Genomic DNA, 16,861 nt, shown 5'->3' with positions numbered 1-16,861 from the left:
CGGGACCGCATGGTGGCCTGCCGTCGCCCGTCACGGCCGAGTTCGTGTCCCAAAGCCGTCTCACATTTGCCTTCCCCCAGCTGCTGGACGGCGTGTGGTGGCAGGAGAGCAGGCCCGCCGAAGGCGGCAGAACGGCGATCGTCCGCGCCACCGCGTCCGGGCTCACCGAGCCGTTGGACAGCCGATGGGACGCCAGGACGAGAGTGCACGAGTACGGCGGACGCTCCTACCTGGCGCTGCCGGGCGGTGGCGTGGTCGTCGTCCACGTGAGTGACCAGCGGCTCTACCGGGTGGGCGCGGACGCCCCCGCGCCCGTGCCACTCACTCCCGAGCCGCGGCCGGGCACCATGGCGCGGTATGCCGACTTCGTCCGTTCACCTCGCGGGACGGAGATCTGGTGCGTGCGCGAGGAGGAGCAGACCGACGGGTCCATCGCCCGCGTGGTCGTGTCGGTCCCGCTGTCCGGTGTGGCGGCCCGGGATCCGGGTGCCATCCGCGTCCTGGCCTCCGGCGCCGGCTTCTACGCCTTCCCGGCTCCCTCACCGAACGGCCGATGGCTGGCCGTGATCGTCTGGGACCATCCACGGATGCCCTGGGACGGGACGGAGCTGCGGATCGTGCCGGTCGAGGACGACCCGCGCCGGCCGGCCGGCGAAGGCCGCGTGCTGCTGGGCGGGCACGAGGAGTCGGTGCTCGCACCCCTGTGGAAGGACGACGGCCGACTGTACGCGATCTCCGATCGCAGCGGCTGGTGGAACCTGTACGAGGTGCCCGTCGACGGATCGGCGCCCCGGCCGCTGTGCCCGCTGGACGAGGAGTTCGCACAGCCCCTGTGGGACGTGGGCGGCCGGCCGTACGGCATCCTGGGCGACGGGCGGCTGGCCGTGCTGCACGGGCGGGCGGACCAGCGGCTCGGTGTCCTGGATCCCGGGCGCGGCACGCTGCGCGACCTCGAACTGCCCTTCGCGACCTGGGCGCCCGCGCTCGCGGTCTCGGGCAGTGTGGTGGCCGGGGTGGCGGCCGCCTGCGACCGGCCGTGGTCGGTGGTCGGCGTCGACGTCACCACGGGGGAGCACGAGGTGCTCGCCACCCCGTTCGCCGAGCTGCCCGACCCCGCCTTCCTGCCGCGGCCGCGCGAGATCCGGGCGCGCACGCCGTCCGGCCGCTCGGTGCCCGCGTTCGTCTATCCGCCGTCCGGCCCCCTCGCCGCGGCCTGCGAAGGACCCGCGCCGTACGTGCTCAACGTGCACGGAGGTCCGACGGGGCACTCGGGCACGGAGCTCGACCTGAGCAAGGCCTTCTTCACCAGCCGCGGCATCGGCGTGGCGGACGTCAACTACGCCGGGTCCAGCGGGTACGGCAGACGCCACCGTGAGCTGCTGCGCGGCCAATGGGGCGTCGCGGACGTGGAGGACGTGGTCGCCGTGGCCGGGGAACTGATCAGGTCGGGCCTGGCCGACCCCGCCAAGCTGGCCATCCGTGGCGGCAGCGCGGGCGGCTGGACGGTGCTCGCGGCGGTCACCTCCTCCCGGATCTTCTCGGCGGCCACGTCCTACTACGGCCTCTCCACGGTCGAGGGGTTCGGCGAGGAGACCCACGACTTCGAGTCGCACTACGTGAACCAGCTGATCGGAGCGGCCGATCCGCGCACCCGCGAGCCGCTGGCCCGTGCCGACCGCACGGGCTGCCCCGTGCTCCTGCTGCAGGGCCTGGAGGACCCGGTCGTGCTGCCGAATCAGTCGGCCAGGTTCGCCGAGGCGCTCAAACGCAACGGGATCCCGCACGCTTTCCTCACCTTTCCCGGCGAGTCGCATGGGTTCCGCAAGAAGGAGACGGTCGTGCGCTGCCTGAACGCCGAGCTGTCGTTCTACGGTCAGTGCCTGGGCTTCACCCCGCCCGGCGTTCCGGTGCTGGAGCTCTCCTGAACGGCCCGCCGCCGTCCTGTCATGGAAGACACAGGACGGCGGCGCGCACGACGTCGCCGTCGAGGGAGTCCAGAGGCAGCCCGAACGCGGCGCGGGGAGTGGCGGGCGCCAGGGCGGGAGGGGAGGCGGTGAACGCGAAGGTCGCCAGCCACCACGACCAGAGCTCCTCCGCGTCCGCCCCATAGGGAAGGCGCGCCAGCGCGGCGTCCAGCCGCGCCATCCTGGCCACCCGCATCGACACCTTGTCGTCCTCGGCCCGCTCCGCCGCGTGGATCTCGGCCCCGTCCGAGCCTTCGAGCAGCAACGCATACCGCTCTCGCGCCACCACCTCCCGGGGAAGCGCGAACAGCCGCGCCGCCACGTGGCGGCGCGGGCCGGCCACCACATGCGCCTCCCACCTGGGACGCACGCCGTTCCCGGCCGCCGCGGTGAGCGAGGCGCCGCCCTGCCCGGGCGGCATGCCGGCCGCCAGCACGTACGCCTGGAGCTCGCCGGTGTAGTGGCGCAGCGGATGACCGAAGGCGCCGCGCGTGGTCACCGGCCGGGGCACGAGGCCGAGATCCTCGAAGGCGCCCAACTCCAGCAGGGCCTCGTCGAAGGCGGTGATGGAGAGGGGAGTCCCGGACAGGGCCGTCCTCGTCAGCCGGTCGGGCAGCGTGCCGAGGTCCTCACCCGTCCATACGCGTACGGAGCCCAGGTCCTCCTCTTCGGCGCGTCGGTAGATCCGCACCTCCGCCCGTCCCGCGCCTTGGAGGAGCAGCACGTAGCAGGGGGCGGACACCAGCGCGTTCGGGAGCCCGAACAGCCGCCGGGCCACCTCGTCCTCTGTGCCCTGAACGCCATGGAACTCGACGGTGCGCACGCTGAACACCACCTCTACTCGCGGGCTTCACGAGCAGCCTAGGCATGGCCGGCGGACGGTGGCAGTCCGCCGTTCTCCTGTCGGGTGGACACCCCACAGCCGCCGCATAGGCTTGAGACCGTGATCGACGTCAACAGGTTGCGCGTGCTGGTCGCGGTGGCCGACCACGGGACGATGACGCTGGCGGCGGCCGCCCTCTCCTGCACGCAGCCGGCGGTCTCCCGGCACATCGCGATGCTCGAACGGCAGGCGGGCATGCCGCTCGTCCTGCGTACCACGGCGGGCGTGGAGCTCACCCCGGCCGGAGATCTCCTCGTCGGACACGCGCGCGCGGTGTTCGACCGGCTGGCCGTCGCCGAGGGCCAGCTCGCGGCGCTGCGCCCGCAGGACCCGGGACCCCTCACGGTCGGCTCGTTCAGCAGTGCCAATGTCTCGCTCGTCCCCGAGGTCTTCCGCCGGTACCGCCAGGCCAACCCGGACCGTGAGGTCCCGCTGCTGCCGAGCACCGTGTGCGAGCAGCACATGGACGACGTGCGGGCGGGCCGGCTGCACCTGGCGCTGGCCACGCAGTGGGATGTGGACGATCGCGAGTTCGAGGGCCTGAAACTGGACTTCCTCATCGAGGACGAGATGCTCGTCGCACTGCCCCGTGACCATCCGCTGGCCGGCGCCTGGCTCACCCTCGCCGACCTGGGCAACGAGAGCTGGATCGAGGGCAGCCACCCCGACTGCCTGGGCCCGCTCGGCAAGCTCTTCCTGGAGAGCGCCGGCTATGAGCCCACCGTGCGCTTCCACTGCGACGACTGGACGGGCAAGCAGGGGCTGGTCGCCGCAGGCGCCGGGATCACACTGCTGCCGTCGCTGGCCAAGCGTGACATCCGCGGCGACATCGTGCTCGCCCGGGTGCACGACGCGGATCTGCGCCGCCGCATCTACCTGGTGTCCGCCGAGAGCGCCAGGCAGGTGCCCAGCCTGGCTGCTCTCGCGCGGCTGTTCGCCGAAGTGGCCGCGGAGTACGCCGTCGAGTGACGGCCGGCCCCTCGCCGCCTTCCGATCACTTCGCCGGGATCTCCGCGGCCACTTCGGCAGTCCTTCTCGGCCGGATCATCGTCGCCGCGGCGGCAAGCAGGGAGGCGACCGCGCCGACGATCGCGCCGTACGCCACGCTCCCGTTCTCGATGGCGAAGCCCGTCAGGGAGGTGCCCGCGGCGAAGCCGATCCAGTTCGCCGACGTCAGCCAGCCGAAGGCCTGGGTACGCGTGCCCTCGGCGGCACGGTCGGCCACGATCTGGGACTCGATGGCGTCCGCGGGCCCGTTGGCGAATCCGATGAAGAGCAGCACGCAGAGGGTGGCGAGCAGGCCGAGTTCCAGGCCGAGCAGCAGGATGGAGACGCCGTACAGAGCGAGCACCGCCATGAGCAGGGAAGGCAGCCTGCCGGGCAGCTTCAGCCCGCCGTACAGGAAGCTGCCGAGCACCCCGCCGACGGCCATCACGCCCAGCAACAGACCGGCGTTGGCGCCCATGTCCGTCGAGCGGGCGACGACGGTCACGTTCACGGCGCCGATGCCGACCGCCGCCATCGCGACGACGAACAGAATGCCGAACTGGCCGGGTGGCCAGGCGAACCGGCGCTCGGCCGGTGCCGGCGGACGCGGGCGGTCGGTCGCGCGCACGGCGGGGGCGCCCGCCAGCCACAGTGCCCCCACGGTGGAGACCAAGGCGGTCGCCATCACGGCCACGAGCGGGGATATCACCGCGACGAGCACGCCCACCAGCATGGGACCCACGATGAAGACGCCCTCGGTCATCAGCCCGTTCAACGCCAGCAGGGTCGTGCGGGCTTGCGGGGCGGTCACGTAGGTGGTGAATATGGTGCTGGAGACCGCGCCGGACGGAGGGTTGACCGATCCGACGAGGAACGCGGCGGCCACCAGCAGCAGCGGTTCGGGAAAGAACAAGGCCGTCAGTACGAAGGTGGCGAACGCCAGGACTTGCAGGACCGTGCCGGTGACCAGCGAACGGCTGAAGCCGAGCCGGTCGGCCCGCCTGCCCCAGACGGGCGCGGCGATCGTGAGCGCGACAGCGTATCCGGCGGTCACCGCCCCTCCGATGGCGTAGCTGCCACTCACCTCGACGGCCGCCAGAAGCAGCGCCAGGCTCACCATGCCGGCCAGCAGGCGGCACAGGAACGCGGCGGCCACGACGCGTGGAATTCCGGGCACCCGCAGCGCCTCGCGGTAGCGGTTCAACGCTCCCATGGTATTGAGCACACCTCATTTCCTCGGAATCTCTTCGACACGAGCCGTGCTCGGCGGTGCCCGTTCCGATGCTGCGGGCGGCGCGGTGGCGCGGTCAAATAAGGGTTTCGCATCCTTATATGTGAGAGCGGTATATCTGCACATCCTGGTGTTCGGCTGTCGGGTGAATACCGTACTGACCGTGCGATGGATGGCTGGTTATTTTCGTGAAGAGTCTCCGTTCGGGACGGAGGCACCACGACAACAGGAGGAGGTGTCATCGTGTCCCAGGACGTGATGACCGCACCCGAGACCACCACCCGGACGCGCGCCAAGGCGTGCGGTGCGGCGGCGTGGGACTGCCAGACCCACAATTTCCTTGGCTCCCCGCAGACCGTGGCGGAGAACCTCGCCGCTCTGCCCGCCGACCTCGTGCAGCGCCGCGTGTTCATGCTCATGATCGAGGGCGAGGACCGCGCCGAGGCACGCGTCTTCGAGCGCTTCGCGTTCGGCGACGACGAGGGCACCGTCGCGACGTGGGAGAGCGACAGCCTGGGCGACATGGTCACCCAGCTGACCGACGTGCTCATCAAGAACCGTGGCGTGCACTGCCCCGGTGAGCAGGTCAAGGCCAGCCTCGACAGCGAGCGCGAGTTCATCGTCTCCGCCCCGGCGCCGGCTCCGAAGACCGCCGCCGAGGCCTTCGCCTCGGCGATGGACGCGTACGCCGAGCACTCTTTCGTCCGGGCCAGCGTGATGGTCCTCTGCTGAAAGCGCGGGTGAACGAACCGTCAGGCGGCCAGCCACGGCCAACCACGGCCAGCCGCCTGACGGCCGCTTGACGGGCGCTTACGGAAAGCACCCGGCTCGGCCTGTGGGTGAAGGGGACGGGTCCCCAGGGAGAGACGACACCAAAGGCGAGCATGGATCCTGGACGGGGCCGGTGTTCACACCGGCCCCGTTCTCATGTCCGCGCCCGCGTCCCCCGGCGGCGGGGCGTCAGAAGGGGTAGCGAACGCCGGTGCGGTCCTCCGACAGCGCCCACAGCCGCCGCGCCGTGCTGATGTCGTACACCGCCCGGTGCCCGTCGCGGGGTCCCGGATCGCCGCGCAGTTCCAGCAGACCTCCCGGGGCGATGTAGGAACCACCTGGCAGGCCGGGGGTGGTGGCCGCATACAGGGCGGTGAGGGCTCCCTCCGCCGGCGGTCGGCGCAGCCTGCGGATGAACCACTTGATGACCGCGCGGTAGGCCTGGCTGCGGCCGGTGATGTGGCCGTACTCCAGGAGGTTGGTCATCGTCAGCCCGGGGATCGCCGTCATGCTGCGCAGCCGGGCTCCGGCCGCGTCCGCCCGGCGTTGCAACTCGACCGCGAAGTAGACGTTGGCCTTCTTCGACCTGCCGTACGCCATGGCCGGGTCGGCACGAGGGTCGTCGATCTTGGACAGGTCGAGCGGCACCCAGCGCTGGCTCTCGCTGCTCACCGTCACGACCCTCGGGTCGGACGAGGCCAGCAACCAGGGCATGAGGAGCCCGGTCAACGCGAAGGGACCGAGGTGGTTGACGCCGAACTGCGACTCGAAGCCGTCTTCGGTCCTGCTGAACGGCACCATCGCGATCCCCGCGTTGTTCACCAGCAGGTCGAGACGGTTGTGGTCCCAGTCCTCGCGGAAGGCGCGGATGGCGGCGAGGCTGGACAGGTCCAGCGCCCGGACCTCCACCTCGGCGTCCGGCGCCTCCTCGCGTACGCGGTCGGCCGCCTCCTTGCCGCGGCCCGGGTCCCGTGAGGCGAGCACCACGTGAGCGCCGTGCCTGGCCAGCTCGGTGGCGATGGCCAGGCCAATGCCGTGGGTGGCGCCTGTCACCAGGGCCAGCCGCCCGCTCTGGTCGGGCATCGCCGCGGGCGTCCATCTGGACGGGGAGACATAGCGGTACGCATGGGATCTCATGGTGACTGCCTTTCATGGGCGGGGAAAACGACGAAACGCCGGCCGGCCTCCCTTACCGCAGGTGAAGGAGTCCGGCCGGCAGGTCACGGGTTCCGGGTCGGGTGGCGGTCATTCGGCCACGCAGGTGAAGCCCGTCCATTCCATGACGCGCAGCCCCGCGCTCGCCGTCTCATCGGTCGGATTGAAATGCTCGTAACGGTTGCCCCACAGCAACTTGATTACGGAATCCGGATCGGCGTGATGACGAATTCGTTCGGTCTCCGGGATCCGCGCGGGACCTCCGCGCAGGATGACATTGGGTTCCCTGCGTTCCATGGCCGTGCTCCAATACCTTCTTTTCCGGTTGGTGCTCGCCAATATTGGGACACGAATGGCCGGGCACACGGCGATGGTCGCAAATTCCTGGTCGCCGTGTCGCCTCCGAAGTTGCGAGGCGTCGGACACCGGCCGGAAAGGTGGTGCGTCGGCGCGGGGGTCTGCGAGGTTCCGCGGAAACGCGTGCGGGCCGTTCGTGAAACCTGTGGGTGCCGAATATCGTGTCACCGGGTTTGATCTGGGATTTTGCTGTGCTCGATGGCCCGGCTCCGGCCGGATCGCAGAATGGCTCTGCGGCTGCTGTACTTGATCGTCTTACCAACCTTCGGCTGGATCGCGCTACTCGTCCGATCGCAGGCGTCCAAGGACGCAGAGATCCTGGTACTGCGGCATCAGTTGGCTGTTCTCCGCCGCCAGGTCGCGGCTCCCAGGCTGTCATTGGTGGACCGCGGGCGATCCTCTCCGGGCTTGCGCGGCTTCTTCCTCGATGCCGTCGATGTCACCTGTTCGTCACACCGCGGACGCTGCTGCGTTGGCATGCCGACCTGGTGAAGCGACGCTGGACCTACCCCAAGCACGGGCCGGGACGACCACCGATCCGACCCACCCTCCGAGACCTGGTGCTGCGCCTGGCCGCCGAGAATCCGGACCGGGGTTACCGGCGGATCGCCGGTCTGGGCCGGAGGGTGTGCCGCTCGAATATTGAGTTACGTGCCCTGAGCTGCGGTTGAGCGACGTGGTGGTGTTCGCTGATCGTGCTTGCGACGACGAGTTTTCGGCGGATGGAGCGAAGGCCGAGGAGATCGGTCGTGTCCCGGGTGGGCTGCGTTCCGGTGTTCGGGGGTCGTTGGTGTCGGGATTGGTGCGGCCGGTGCTCGTTGTAGTGGATCAGATACTCCTGAAGCATGCGGGCCAGGTGGCTTTCATTGAGGATCAGGATTCGGTCCAGGAGTTCGCGGCGCAGGGTGCCGATGACGCGCTCGCAGATGGCGGTCAGGAACTGCCGCCAGGTCGGCCCGGACCGGCGGGCGCCGGATCGATACCCGACATGTGCAGGATTTCCCACACCGTGGAGGCCGCGATCGGGTAGCCCAGCCGGGCAAATTCGCCGTTAATTCTCCGATGACCCCATGTCGGGTTCTCCCTTGCCATCCGAATAATCAGTGCCTTGACCGGCCGGCGGGTGCATGGCCGTCCCGGGTGCCCCCGGTCGGTGAAGGTCCACTTGCGTGCTACGAGGTGGCGATGCCGGCGCAGGATTGTCGCCGGGGCGATCGGAAAAACCTCCGCCCACCGGCGGCGGTGAACTAATACTCCAGTGACACTTCGCGATCTTGAGGCGTTGGTGTCACATGACAACGGCCACCGCGTGATCATTCGGGGTTTGTGAGGACAACGAAAGATCACGCGGTGGCCGCGAGCCACAGCGTGGACCCTGACGGTTGGATGGTCATCTTCAACGAGCTGATGGCCCGGATCGCCCGTCGGTTCGGCCGCATCGAGCCCCGTCGCGCTGCCGCAGCGTACGTGCGCGGGCTGTTGGCCGACATCAATCGAGAACTGCCAGATCGGCCTGGGTGAGTGGGGATGAGGTCTATGGGCAAGACCCGCGCCTGCGCGCCACCCTGGAGGAGCACCGGATGGGATACGTACTGGCGATCGCGGGCAACCGGCGGGTCATACTCGAGGGCGTTCAGGTGAGTGCGGCCGAGGTCGCAGCAAGGGTGGCCGAGCGGCACTGGCATCGCTACCGCGCCGGCCAGGGAGCCAAGGGACCCCGCGGGTATGCCTGGGCCTGGGCCCGCATCGATGATGAACCCACGACCCACGGATTATGAGACGGTCCAGGAGGCGGAGACGGTCCGAAACGGGGGGTAGGCGGTGGCCTTCGCGGGATGGGGATCCCGTGACGGTATATGGACAGGATCTTTCCGGATTGTGGACCGCTGTTTGGCGTCTCGTCCCAACCCTCGGTATTCTCGATCTCAAGGCCGAGAGGCGCTGCAACGGGCTCAGGCCCGCCACGCTCGGCCTGGATCTTCCGGTAAGGGCGCCTCCCACGACGGGAGGCTGACCGGTGAACGGATCTTCGAAGCACGACGAGCACGGGCACGACCTCGTACCCGGTGGCGCGCCGGGAGCCGAGGACCGCGCGCGGGCCCTGCGAGAGCTGCTGGGGCAGCGAATCCTGGTGCTCGACGGAGCCTGGGGCACGATGCTGCAGGGAGCCTCGCTCACCCCGGCCGACTACCGCGGCGACCGGTTCCTCGACCACCCGCGCGACGTGACCGGCGACCCCGACCTGCTGAACCTGACGCGTCCCGACGTCATCCTGGACATCCACCGGCAGTACCTCGCGGCCGGCGCGGACATCACCACCACCAACACCTTCACCGCCACGAGCATCGGCCAGGCCGACTACGGGCTGGAGTCGCTGGTGCGGGAGATGAACGTGCGGGCCGCGCAGCTGGCCCGCCAGGCCGCCGACGAGGCGGGCGGGCGCTTCGTGGCCGGTTCGATCGGCCCACTGAACGTCACGCTGTCGCTGTCCCCGCGCGTCGAGGACCCCGCCTACCGGGCGGTGTCGTTCGACGAGGTCCGTGCCGCGTACGCCGAGCAGATCAGCGCGCTGGCCGAGGGCGGCGTCGACCTGCTGCTGATCGAGACGATCTTCGACACGCTCAACGCGAAGGCCGCGATCGCCGCCGCGCGCGAGGTCGCCCCGCACCTGCCCCTGTGGATCTCGGTGACGATCGTCGACCTGAGCGGGCGCACGCTGTCGGGACAGACCGTCGAGGCGTTCTGGAGCGCGATCCGGCACGCCGAACCGCTCGTGGTCGGCGTGAACTGCTCGCTGGGCGCCGAGCAGATGCGCCCGCACGTCGCCGAGCTGGCACGCCTCGCCGGCACCTACGTCGCCTGCCACCCCAACGCGGGCCTGCCCAACGCGTTCGGCGGCTACGACGAGACCCCCGAGGAGACGGCGGCGCTGCTCGACGAGTTCGCCAGGGCGGGCATGGTCAACGTCGTCGGCGGGTGCTGCGGGACCTCGCCGGCGCACATCGAGCGGATCGCGGCCGCCGTGTCAGGCCTCCCGCCCCGCCAGATCCCGGCACCGGCCGCCCGCACCCGCTTCAGCGGCCTGGAGCCCTTCGAGATCGGCCCGGACACCGGGTTCGTCATGATCGGCGAGCGCACCAACGTCACCGGCTCGGCGCGCTTCCGCCGCCTGATCGAGGGCGGCGACCACCAGGCGGCCGTCGACGTCGCGCTGGAGCAGGTACGCGGCGGGGCCAACCTGCTCGACGTCAACATGGACGCCGACCTGCTCGACAGCGTGCAGGCCATGACCACCTTCCTGAACCTGATCGCGACCGAGCCCGAGGTCGCCCGCATCCCGGTCATGATCGACAGCTCGCGGTGGAGCGTGCTGGAGGCCGGGCTCAAGTGCGTGCAGGGCAAGGGCGTCGTCAACTCGATCAGCCTCAAGGAGGGCGAGGAGGCCTTCCTGGAGCAGGCCCGGATCATCCGTGACTACGGCGCGGGCGTCGTGGTGATGGCCTTCGACGAGCAGGGGCAGGCCGACACCGCCGAGCGCAAGGTGTCGATCTGCGCCCGCGCCTACGACCTGCTGACCCAGCGGGCCGGGTTCGCCCCCGAGGACATCGTGTTCGACCCCAACGTGCTCGCGGTCGCCACCGGCATCAGCGAGCACAACGGGTACGCCAAGGCGTTCATCGAGGCGCTGCCGAAGATCAAGGAGCGCTGCCCGGGGGCGCTGACCAGCGGCGGCATCTCCAACCTGTCGTTCTCCTTCCGCGGCAACGACGTCGTGCGCGAGGCGATGCACTCGGCGTTCCTGCTGCACGCGGTGCGCGCCGGGCTGGACATGGGCATCGTCAACGCCGGGCAGCTCGCGGTCTACCAGGACATCCCCGCCGACCTGCTCGAACTCGTCGAGGACGTCATCTTCGACCGGCGTGACGACGCCACCGACCGGCTCGTCACCTTCGCCGAGACGGTGAGCGGCTCCGGCACGCGCCGCGTCGTTGACCTGGCCTGGCGCGACGCCCCGGTGGAGGAGCGCCTGTCGTACGCCCTCGTGCACGGCATCGTCGACTTCATCGAGGCCGACACCGAGGAGGCCCGGCAGCAGCGGGCACGCCCCCTGGAGGTGATCGAGGGGCCGCTCATGGACGGGATGAAGATCGTGGGCGACCTGTTCGGGTCGGGGAAGATGTTCCTGCCGCAGGTGGTCAAGAGCGCGCGGGTGATGAAGCGCTCGGTCGCCTACCTGGAGCCCTACATGGAGGCCGAGAAGGAGCAGGCGCGGCTGGAGGGGCGCATCGACACCGGCCGCGGCCAGGGCAAGGTGGTGCTCGCCACCGTCAAGGGCGACGTGCACGACATCGGCAAGAACATCGTGGGCGTCGTCCTCGGCTGCAACAACTACGAGGTCGTCGACCTGGGGGTGATGGTCCCCGCCTCGGTCATCCTGGACACCGCGGTCGCCGAGGGCGCCGACGTCATCGGGCTCTCCGGGCTGATCACCCCGTCGCTGGACGAGATGGTCACCGTCGCCGCGGAGATGCAGCGCCGCGGGCTGAAGCTGCCCCTGCTGGTCGGCGGCGCCACCACCTCGCGCCAGCACACCGCGGTCCGCATCGCCCCCGCCTACGACAACCCCACGGTCCACGTGCTCGACGCCTCACGCGTCGTCGGCGTGGTCTCCGACCTGATGGACGACGACCGGGCCCAGGTGCTGGAGCAGAGCAACCGCGCCGACCAGGAGCGCCTGCGCGAGCAGTACGCCAACAAGCAGCGCACCCCGCTGCTCACCGTCGACCAGGCCCGCGCGAACCCCGAGCGGGTCTCCTTCGAGGACCTGCCGGTCCCCGCCTTCACCGGCGTCCGCCTCGTGGAGCCGGACCTGGAGACCCTCCGGGCGATGATCGACTGGCAGTTCCTCTTCCTGGCCTGGGAGCTGAAGGGCAAGTATCCGGCGATCCTCGACCAGCCGGTGGCCCGCGAGCTCTTCGACGACGCCAACACCATGCTCGACCAGATCATCGCCGAGGGGAGCTTCCAGGCCAGGGGCGCCTACGCGTACTGGCCCGCCCACTCCGAGGGCGACGACATCGTGATCGACGGTCCCGGCGAGAGTCTCCGGCTGCCGATGCTGCGCCAGCAGACGGCCAAACCCGACGGCCGGCCCAACCGATGCCTGGCGGACTACATCGCCCCGGCCGGGGACCACCTGGGCGGGTTCGCCGTGGCCGTGCACGGCGCCGAGGAGCTCGCGGCCCGCTACGAGGCCCAGAACGACGATTACCGGTCGATCATGGTGAAGGCCCTGGCCGACCGCCTGGCCGAGGCGTTCGCCGAGCACATCCACCTGGAGGCGCGGCGGGGCTGGTTCGAGCCGGACGCCGACCCTCGGATCGAGGACCTGCACGCCGAGCGCTTCCGCGGCATCCGTCCCGCGCTCGGCTACCCCGCGAGCCCGGACCACAGCGAGAAGCGGGAGCTGTTCGAGCTGCTCGGCGCCGACAAGCTCGGCATGGGCCTGACCGAGTCCTTCGCGATGACCCCGGCCGCCAGCGTGAGCGGGCTGATCTTCGCCCATGAGTCGTCGAGGTACTTCACCGTGGGACGCCTCGGCAGGGACCAGGTCGAGGACTACGCCCTGCGCCGGGGCCTCGACCTCGCCGAGGTCGAGCGCTGGCTGCGCCCCAACCTCGCCTACGATCCCAGCTGATCCTTCGCCGGTACGGGGCCGCCTCCCGGTGGTGGCCCGACCGGCGGGAAGGTTCCTCATCCCGATGACCGGCGGCGGCTGGCGTGAGGTCGGCCGCGCTGCTGTGGTCGACTTGAGCCGTACTGATCACTTCTGGGGAGCAGGCTGGGCGTCGCTCCGCCGCGGACAGCGGGGCCACCCTGCCCCGCTGCCCGGCAGAGGCCGAGCTTGATCAGTCGACGCACATCGCCTGGTGAGTGGACTGGAAGACCCAGGTGCCGCCGCCCGGGGAGACATAGGTCGTCATGGTGTTGTAGGTCCCAGGGGTGCAGTCGTGGCCGACCGCGAGGACGGCCGCCCGGGCCCGCTGTTCGGCCGCCGCCAACCCGGCCGCGTAGGTGTTGCCCGCCCCCACGGCAGTGGCGCTGCGGGGGGTGTCATAGCCGTCGGCGTGTGCGGCCACGGGTGTGGTCGCCAGGCCGGCCGCCACTACCGCTGAGACGAGGCCGAGCCGGCGGAGCCAAGTACCTTTTTGCATGTTTCTCCTACGGGGACGGATCTTTTGATCGACCGAGGATAATTTTCAAACGGGCCGAGGTAAAGACGGTATTGACCACTCGGTCACCAGAATCCGGCCCATCATGTGTTTCTTCGTGGCGAATCATGTAATTTACAGGCGGACGAAGCTTCCGCCGAGGCGGCCCGCCATGCGGTCGAAACAGCGGACGCGGTGGTGGCGGATCTGTCAATTCCCGCTCCTCGGCGAGTTCGACCCCCCACTGCCGGGTGCCTATCAGGATATGGAAGGCGGCCTTGGGATTCTTCGTCGACATCCCGAGCCGATACCCCCGCCGCTCGACATGACGAGCAAGCCCCCGCGAGACGGCGAAGACACGCGGAAACAATTCCGGAGAGACGCGGATACACGACGGATCTGCGGTCAGCACCTCGGCGATCGCCGCAGGATCGAAGATGTTGTGAGGTGCGAAAATCCGGGTGTGGCCTCCGGTCTGCGGTTGTCCGCCCTTGGGCTTGCCGGCGGTCTCGTCGATGTCTTCGCGCAGCACGTTGACCGGGCTCTCGTCTTCGCCTGAGCCGGGTACCGCGTGTTCCCGGCGACGTTCGTGCGCCCGCTCACCGTCACCGGAGTCGAACAGCCCACTCACCTGTCCACCTATGATCTTTTCATCTGAAATTTGCCCTACCGCCGGAAGAGCCTTCATGACCCACCCCCTCAGTCGGCGGTCCGCCCTGCTGAGCGCCGCGACAGTGGCCGGTCTCGCCCTGTGGGACAGACCGGCCGAGGCGGCCGGCGCCGCGGCGTTCGACGCCGCGCGTGAGCGGTGGGTGAGCCTGCTGGCCGGCGGGTCGTACGACTCCGCTCATACCGACAGGACCTATACCGACAGGACGCGGGCGCTCGAAGGCTCGGCCAACGCGGTGCTGCGCAAGCTGAAGCCCGCCGCCGGTCGCCCGAGCCTGTGGCCCGACCTGCCGCTGTCGGACCCCCGGACGGGCAACTTCAACCGCTCCTACAACCGCATGCGCACGCTGGCGCTGGCCTGGGCCACGCCGGGCACCGCCATGCACCGAGACAGACAGGTCGCCCAGAGCGCTGTCGGGGCGCTGGACTTCCTGTACGAGCACGCCTACCACGAAGGGCTCGACCGGCGAGGCAGCAACTGGTTCTGGTGGGAGATCGGCGTCCCGCGCGCGCTGACCGACACCTGCGCCCTGCTGTACGACGGCCTGCCCTCAGGCCGCCTCGAGCGGTGGCTGCGCCCCGTGCGCCGCTGGTGCCCCGACCCGGAGCGCCGCGTCAGCCACCCCGGCGTCGTCGAGACCGGCGCCAACCGCGCGGGCAAGGCCATGGCGGTGGCGATGCGCGGAGTGCTCACCCACGACGCCCGCCTCGTCAGGCGGGCCGGAAACGCGGTCTCCGACCTGCTGCGGCCGACCAGGGGCCCGGGCGACGGCTTCTACCGTGACGGATCGTTCATCCAGCACGACGTGTACCCCTACACCGGCAGCTACGGCGTGGACTACCTGGAGAGCGTGGCCAAGCTGATCGCCATGCTCTCCAGCTCCCCGTGGGAGATCACCGGAACCGGCAACGTCTACGACCTCGTGGATCGCTCGTTCGTGCCGTTCGTCTTCGACGGGCTGATGATGGACTGCGTACGCGGCCGGCAGATCTCGGTGCAGGGCCACCGCGACCACCACTCGGGACACAAGGCGGTCGAGGCCGTCCTCACCCTGCTGGAGACGGCGCCCGAGCGCCATGCCCGGCGGTGGCGGCCGCTGGTCAAAGGCTGGCTCACCCGCAACCAGGTCATCCCCTACGGCACGCTGGCACCGCCGGCGAGCATCGCGAGGGCCACGGCCCTGCTGGAGGACCCGTCGGTGCCGGTCGGCCCGCGCACGACGGGCACGTACGTCTTCGCCGACATGGACCGGGTCGTGCACCGCCGTCCCACCTGGGCGTACGCGATCGCGATGAGCTCGCAGCGCATCGGCGCCGCCGAGGCCATCAACCGGGAGAATCTGCACGGCTGGTACACCGGCGACGGCATGACCTACCTCTACACCGGCGATCTGACCCACTGGAACGACGACCTGTGGCCCACGATCGACCCGTACCGGCTGCCGGGCACGACGGTCGACACCCGCAGACGCGCCGATCTTCCGCACGACCACCGTCGCCTGCCCGCCACCCCGTGGGCGGGCGGCGTGGCACTCGACGGCGAGTACGGCGTGGCGGCCATGAGGCTGATCGCCGGTGGCTCCTCACTGCGGGCCAAGAAGGCGTGGTTCCTGCTCGACGACGCGGTGATCGCCCTCGGCGCCGGCATCACCGCCTCCGACGGCCGCCGTGTCGAGACCATCGTGGAGAACCGCAACACCCACGACCGGCATCCACCGCTGACCCGGGGCGACGGCTGGATCCACCTGCCCGGGGTGGCCGGCTACGCGCTGCTCGACGGCGCCGAGGCGAAGGTGATCCGCACAAAGCGCACCGGCCGCTGGCGCGACATCGACAAGGGCGCCACCACCGGTGGCGACACCTCCGCTGTCACCAGGCACTACACGACGATCCTCATCGACCACGGCGTCGATCCCCGCAAGGCGCGCTACGCCTACGCCGTACTGCCCGACGCCTCCATCACGCAGATGGAGGCCTACGACGGGCGGATCGAGATCCTCGCCAACTCCGCGGCGGTGCAGGCCATCTCGCGCGACGGTGTGACCGCCGCCGTCTTCTGGCGTGCGGGGAGGGTCGAGACCCCGGATGGGCCGCTCGCCGTCGACGGTCCCTGCACGCTGCTGGTCCACCGCGCCGGCAAGCGGGTACGGCTCGCGGTCTCCGACCCGTCCAGGACCGTCGACGAGGTGAGGATCACGTTGCCCTGGCCGGTGAGATCGGTCAGGAAGAGCGACCGCAGCGTGCGCAGGGCCAGGACCGCGCTCACGGTGGAAGTGGGCGGCAGCCGCGGGCACGCCCACACCGCGGAGGTGTGGGTCTGACTCCGAAAACCGCTCGTCCAGATCTGCGATCCGGTGTTCCGGCGTGAGTTCTGTCCGGTCGACGTTATTTCGGAGGTTTCGACGAAATCGGACTTACCCAAACCGTTGGGTCCGGTGGCGACGACGAGGCCGTTGCCCTGGGGGAGGGGGATCGTTCGTGGCGCGGTGCTCGGGATGCCGGCCCGATGAATCTTTCAAAGGTGCCTGATGCGGCGCGCGACCGGCAGACCGAAACATCAGGCATACGCCTTCCGGTCCGGCGTCCGTAGGAATCGCGTCAACGCCGCTGGTTGCACGTTCTACCCGGCGGT

The 16,861-nt window shown here is 70.0% G+C and carries 12 protein-coding genes, 1 pseudogene and 1 riboswitch; of the genes and pseudogenes, 6 read left to right on the top strand and 7 right to left on the bottom strand.

The window, feature by feature from the left end; genetic code table 11:
• Positions 1-44 precede the first annotated feature (44 nt).
• The gene (locus ACVCAG_RS14495; RefSeq protein WP_440083602.1) at positions 45-1,925 is read left to right on the top strand and encodes a prolyl oligopeptidase family serine peptidase; all 1,881 of its coding nucleotides are present in this window, start codon (positions 45-47) and stop codon (positions 1,923-1,925) included.
• Positions 1,926-1,944: 19 nt separating this feature from the next.
• On the opposite strand, the gene ACVCAG_RS14490 is transcribed toward ACVCAG_RS14495, so the two are convergent.
• The gene (locus ACVCAG_RS14490; RefSeq protein ID WP_440083601.1) at positions 1,945-2,787 is read right to left on the bottom strand and encodes a hypothetical protein; all 843 of its coding nucleotides are present in this window, start codon (positions 2,785-2,787) and stop codon (positions 1,945-1,947) included.
• 120 nt (positions 2,788-2,907) lie between these two features.
• Between ACVCAG_RS14490 and ACVCAG_RS14485 the strand changes: the two genes are divergently transcribed.
• Positions 2,908-3,816, top strand: coding sequence for a LysR substrate-binding domain-containing protein (locus ACVCAG_RS14485; RefSeq protein WP_440083600.1), 909 nt, complete (start codon positions 2,908-2,910; stop codon positions 3,814-3,816).
• Positions 3,817-3,841: 25 nt separating this feature from the next.
• Here the strand turns inward: ACVCAG_RS14485 and ACVCAG_RS14480 are convergent, their stop codons facing one another.
• Entirely contained in the window at positions 3,842-5,047 is a 1,206-nt protein-coding gene (locus ACVCAG_RS14480; protein WP_447189935.1) for an MFS transporter, read from the bottom strand.
• Positions 5,048-5,308: 261 nt separating this feature from the next.
• Here ACVCAG_RS14480 and ACVCAG_RS14475 point away from each other — a divergent pair, with 261 nt between their 5' ends.
• Positions 5,309-5,797 carry a hypothetical protein gene (locus tag ACVCAG_RS14475; protein WP_440083598.1) on the top strand — a complete coding sequence of 163 codons (489 nt, stop codon included), beginning with the start codon at positions 5,309-5,311 and terminating at the stop codon, positions 5,795-5,797.
• 228 nt (positions 5,798-6,025) lie between these two features.
• Here the strand turns inward: ACVCAG_RS14475 and ACVCAG_RS14470 are convergent, their stop codons facing one another.
• From ACVCAG_RS14470 to ACVCAG_RS14460, 3 genes are all read right to left on the bottom strand, one after another.
• The gene (locus ACVCAG_RS14470; protein ID WP_440083597.1) at positions 6,026-6,973 is read right to left on the bottom strand and encodes an oxidoreductase; all 948 of its coding nucleotides are present in this window, start codon (positions 6,971-6,973) and stop codon (positions 6,026-6,028) included.
• Positions 6,974-7,081: 108 nt separating this feature from the next.
• The gene (locus ACVCAG_RS14465) at positions 7,082-7,288 is read right to left on the bottom strand and encodes a DUF5988 family protein (RefSeq protein WP_440083596.1); all 207 of its coding nucleotides are present in this window, start codon (positions 7,286-7,288) and stop codon (positions 7,082-7,084) included.
• Between the two features lie 655 nt (positions 7,289-7,943).
• On the bottom strand, positions 7,944-8,354 hold the full coding sequence (locus ACVCAG_RS14460) for an integrase core domain-containing protein (protein ID WP_440083595.1): 411 nt from the start codon (positions 8,352-8,354) through the stop codon (positions 7,944-7,946).
• Between the two features lie 508 nt (positions 8,355-8,862).
• On the opposite strand from ACVCAG_RS14460, the pseudogene ACVCAG_RS14455 reads away from it, so the two are divergent.
• Positions 8,863-9,102, top strand: a pseudogene (locus ACVCAG_RS14455) (IS701 family transposase); the annotation flags it as partial.
• A 173-nt stretch (positions 9,103-9,275) separates the two neighbouring features.
• A riboswitch (S-adenosyl-L-homocysteine riboswitch) is annotated at positions 9,276-9,351 on the top strand.
• A 14-nt stretch (positions 9,352-9,365) separates the two neighbouring features.
• The gene (gene metH, locus ACVCAG_RS14450; RefSeq protein ID WP_447189934.1) at positions 9,366-13,046 is read left to right on the top strand and encodes a methionine synthase; all 3,681 of its coding nucleotides are present in this window, start codon (positions 9,366-9,368) and stop codon (positions 13,044-13,046) included.
• Between the two features lie 211 nt (positions 13,047-13,257).
• On the opposite strand, the gene ACVCAG_RS14445 is transcribed toward metH, so the two are convergent.
• Positions 13,258-13,563 carry a hypothetical protein gene (locus ACVCAG_RS14445; RefSeq protein ID WP_440083593.1) on the bottom strand — a complete coding sequence of 102 codons (306 nt, stop codon included), beginning with the start codon at positions 13,561-13,563 and terminating at the stop codon, positions 13,258-13,260.
• A gap of 7 nt (positions 13,564-13,570) precedes the next feature.
• Complete coding sequence (locus ACVCAG_RS14440) at positions 13,571-14,248, bottom strand: hypothetical protein (protein WP_440083592.1); 678 nt, start codon at positions 14,246-14,248, stop codon at positions 13,571-13,573.
• Between ACVCAG_RS14440 and ACVCAG_RS14435 the strand changes: the two genes are divergently transcribed.
• Positions 14,247-16,550 (top strand): polysaccharide lyase 8 family protein, encoded by a 2,304-nt coding sequence (locus ACVCAG_RS14435; RefSeq protein WP_440083591.1) that lies wholly within the window; start codon positions 14,247-14,249, stop codon positions 16,548-16,550. The genes ACVCAG_RS14440 and ACVCAG_RS14435 overlap by 2 nt on opposite strands.
• The last annotated feature ends 311 nt before the right edge of the window (positions 16,551-16,861 follow it).

It is taken from the genome of Streptosporangium sp. G12 (assembly GCF_052983175.1).
The sequence above is the reverse complement of the archived record's forward strand: the minus strand, read 5'-3'. Positions and strand labels throughout refer to the sequence as shown.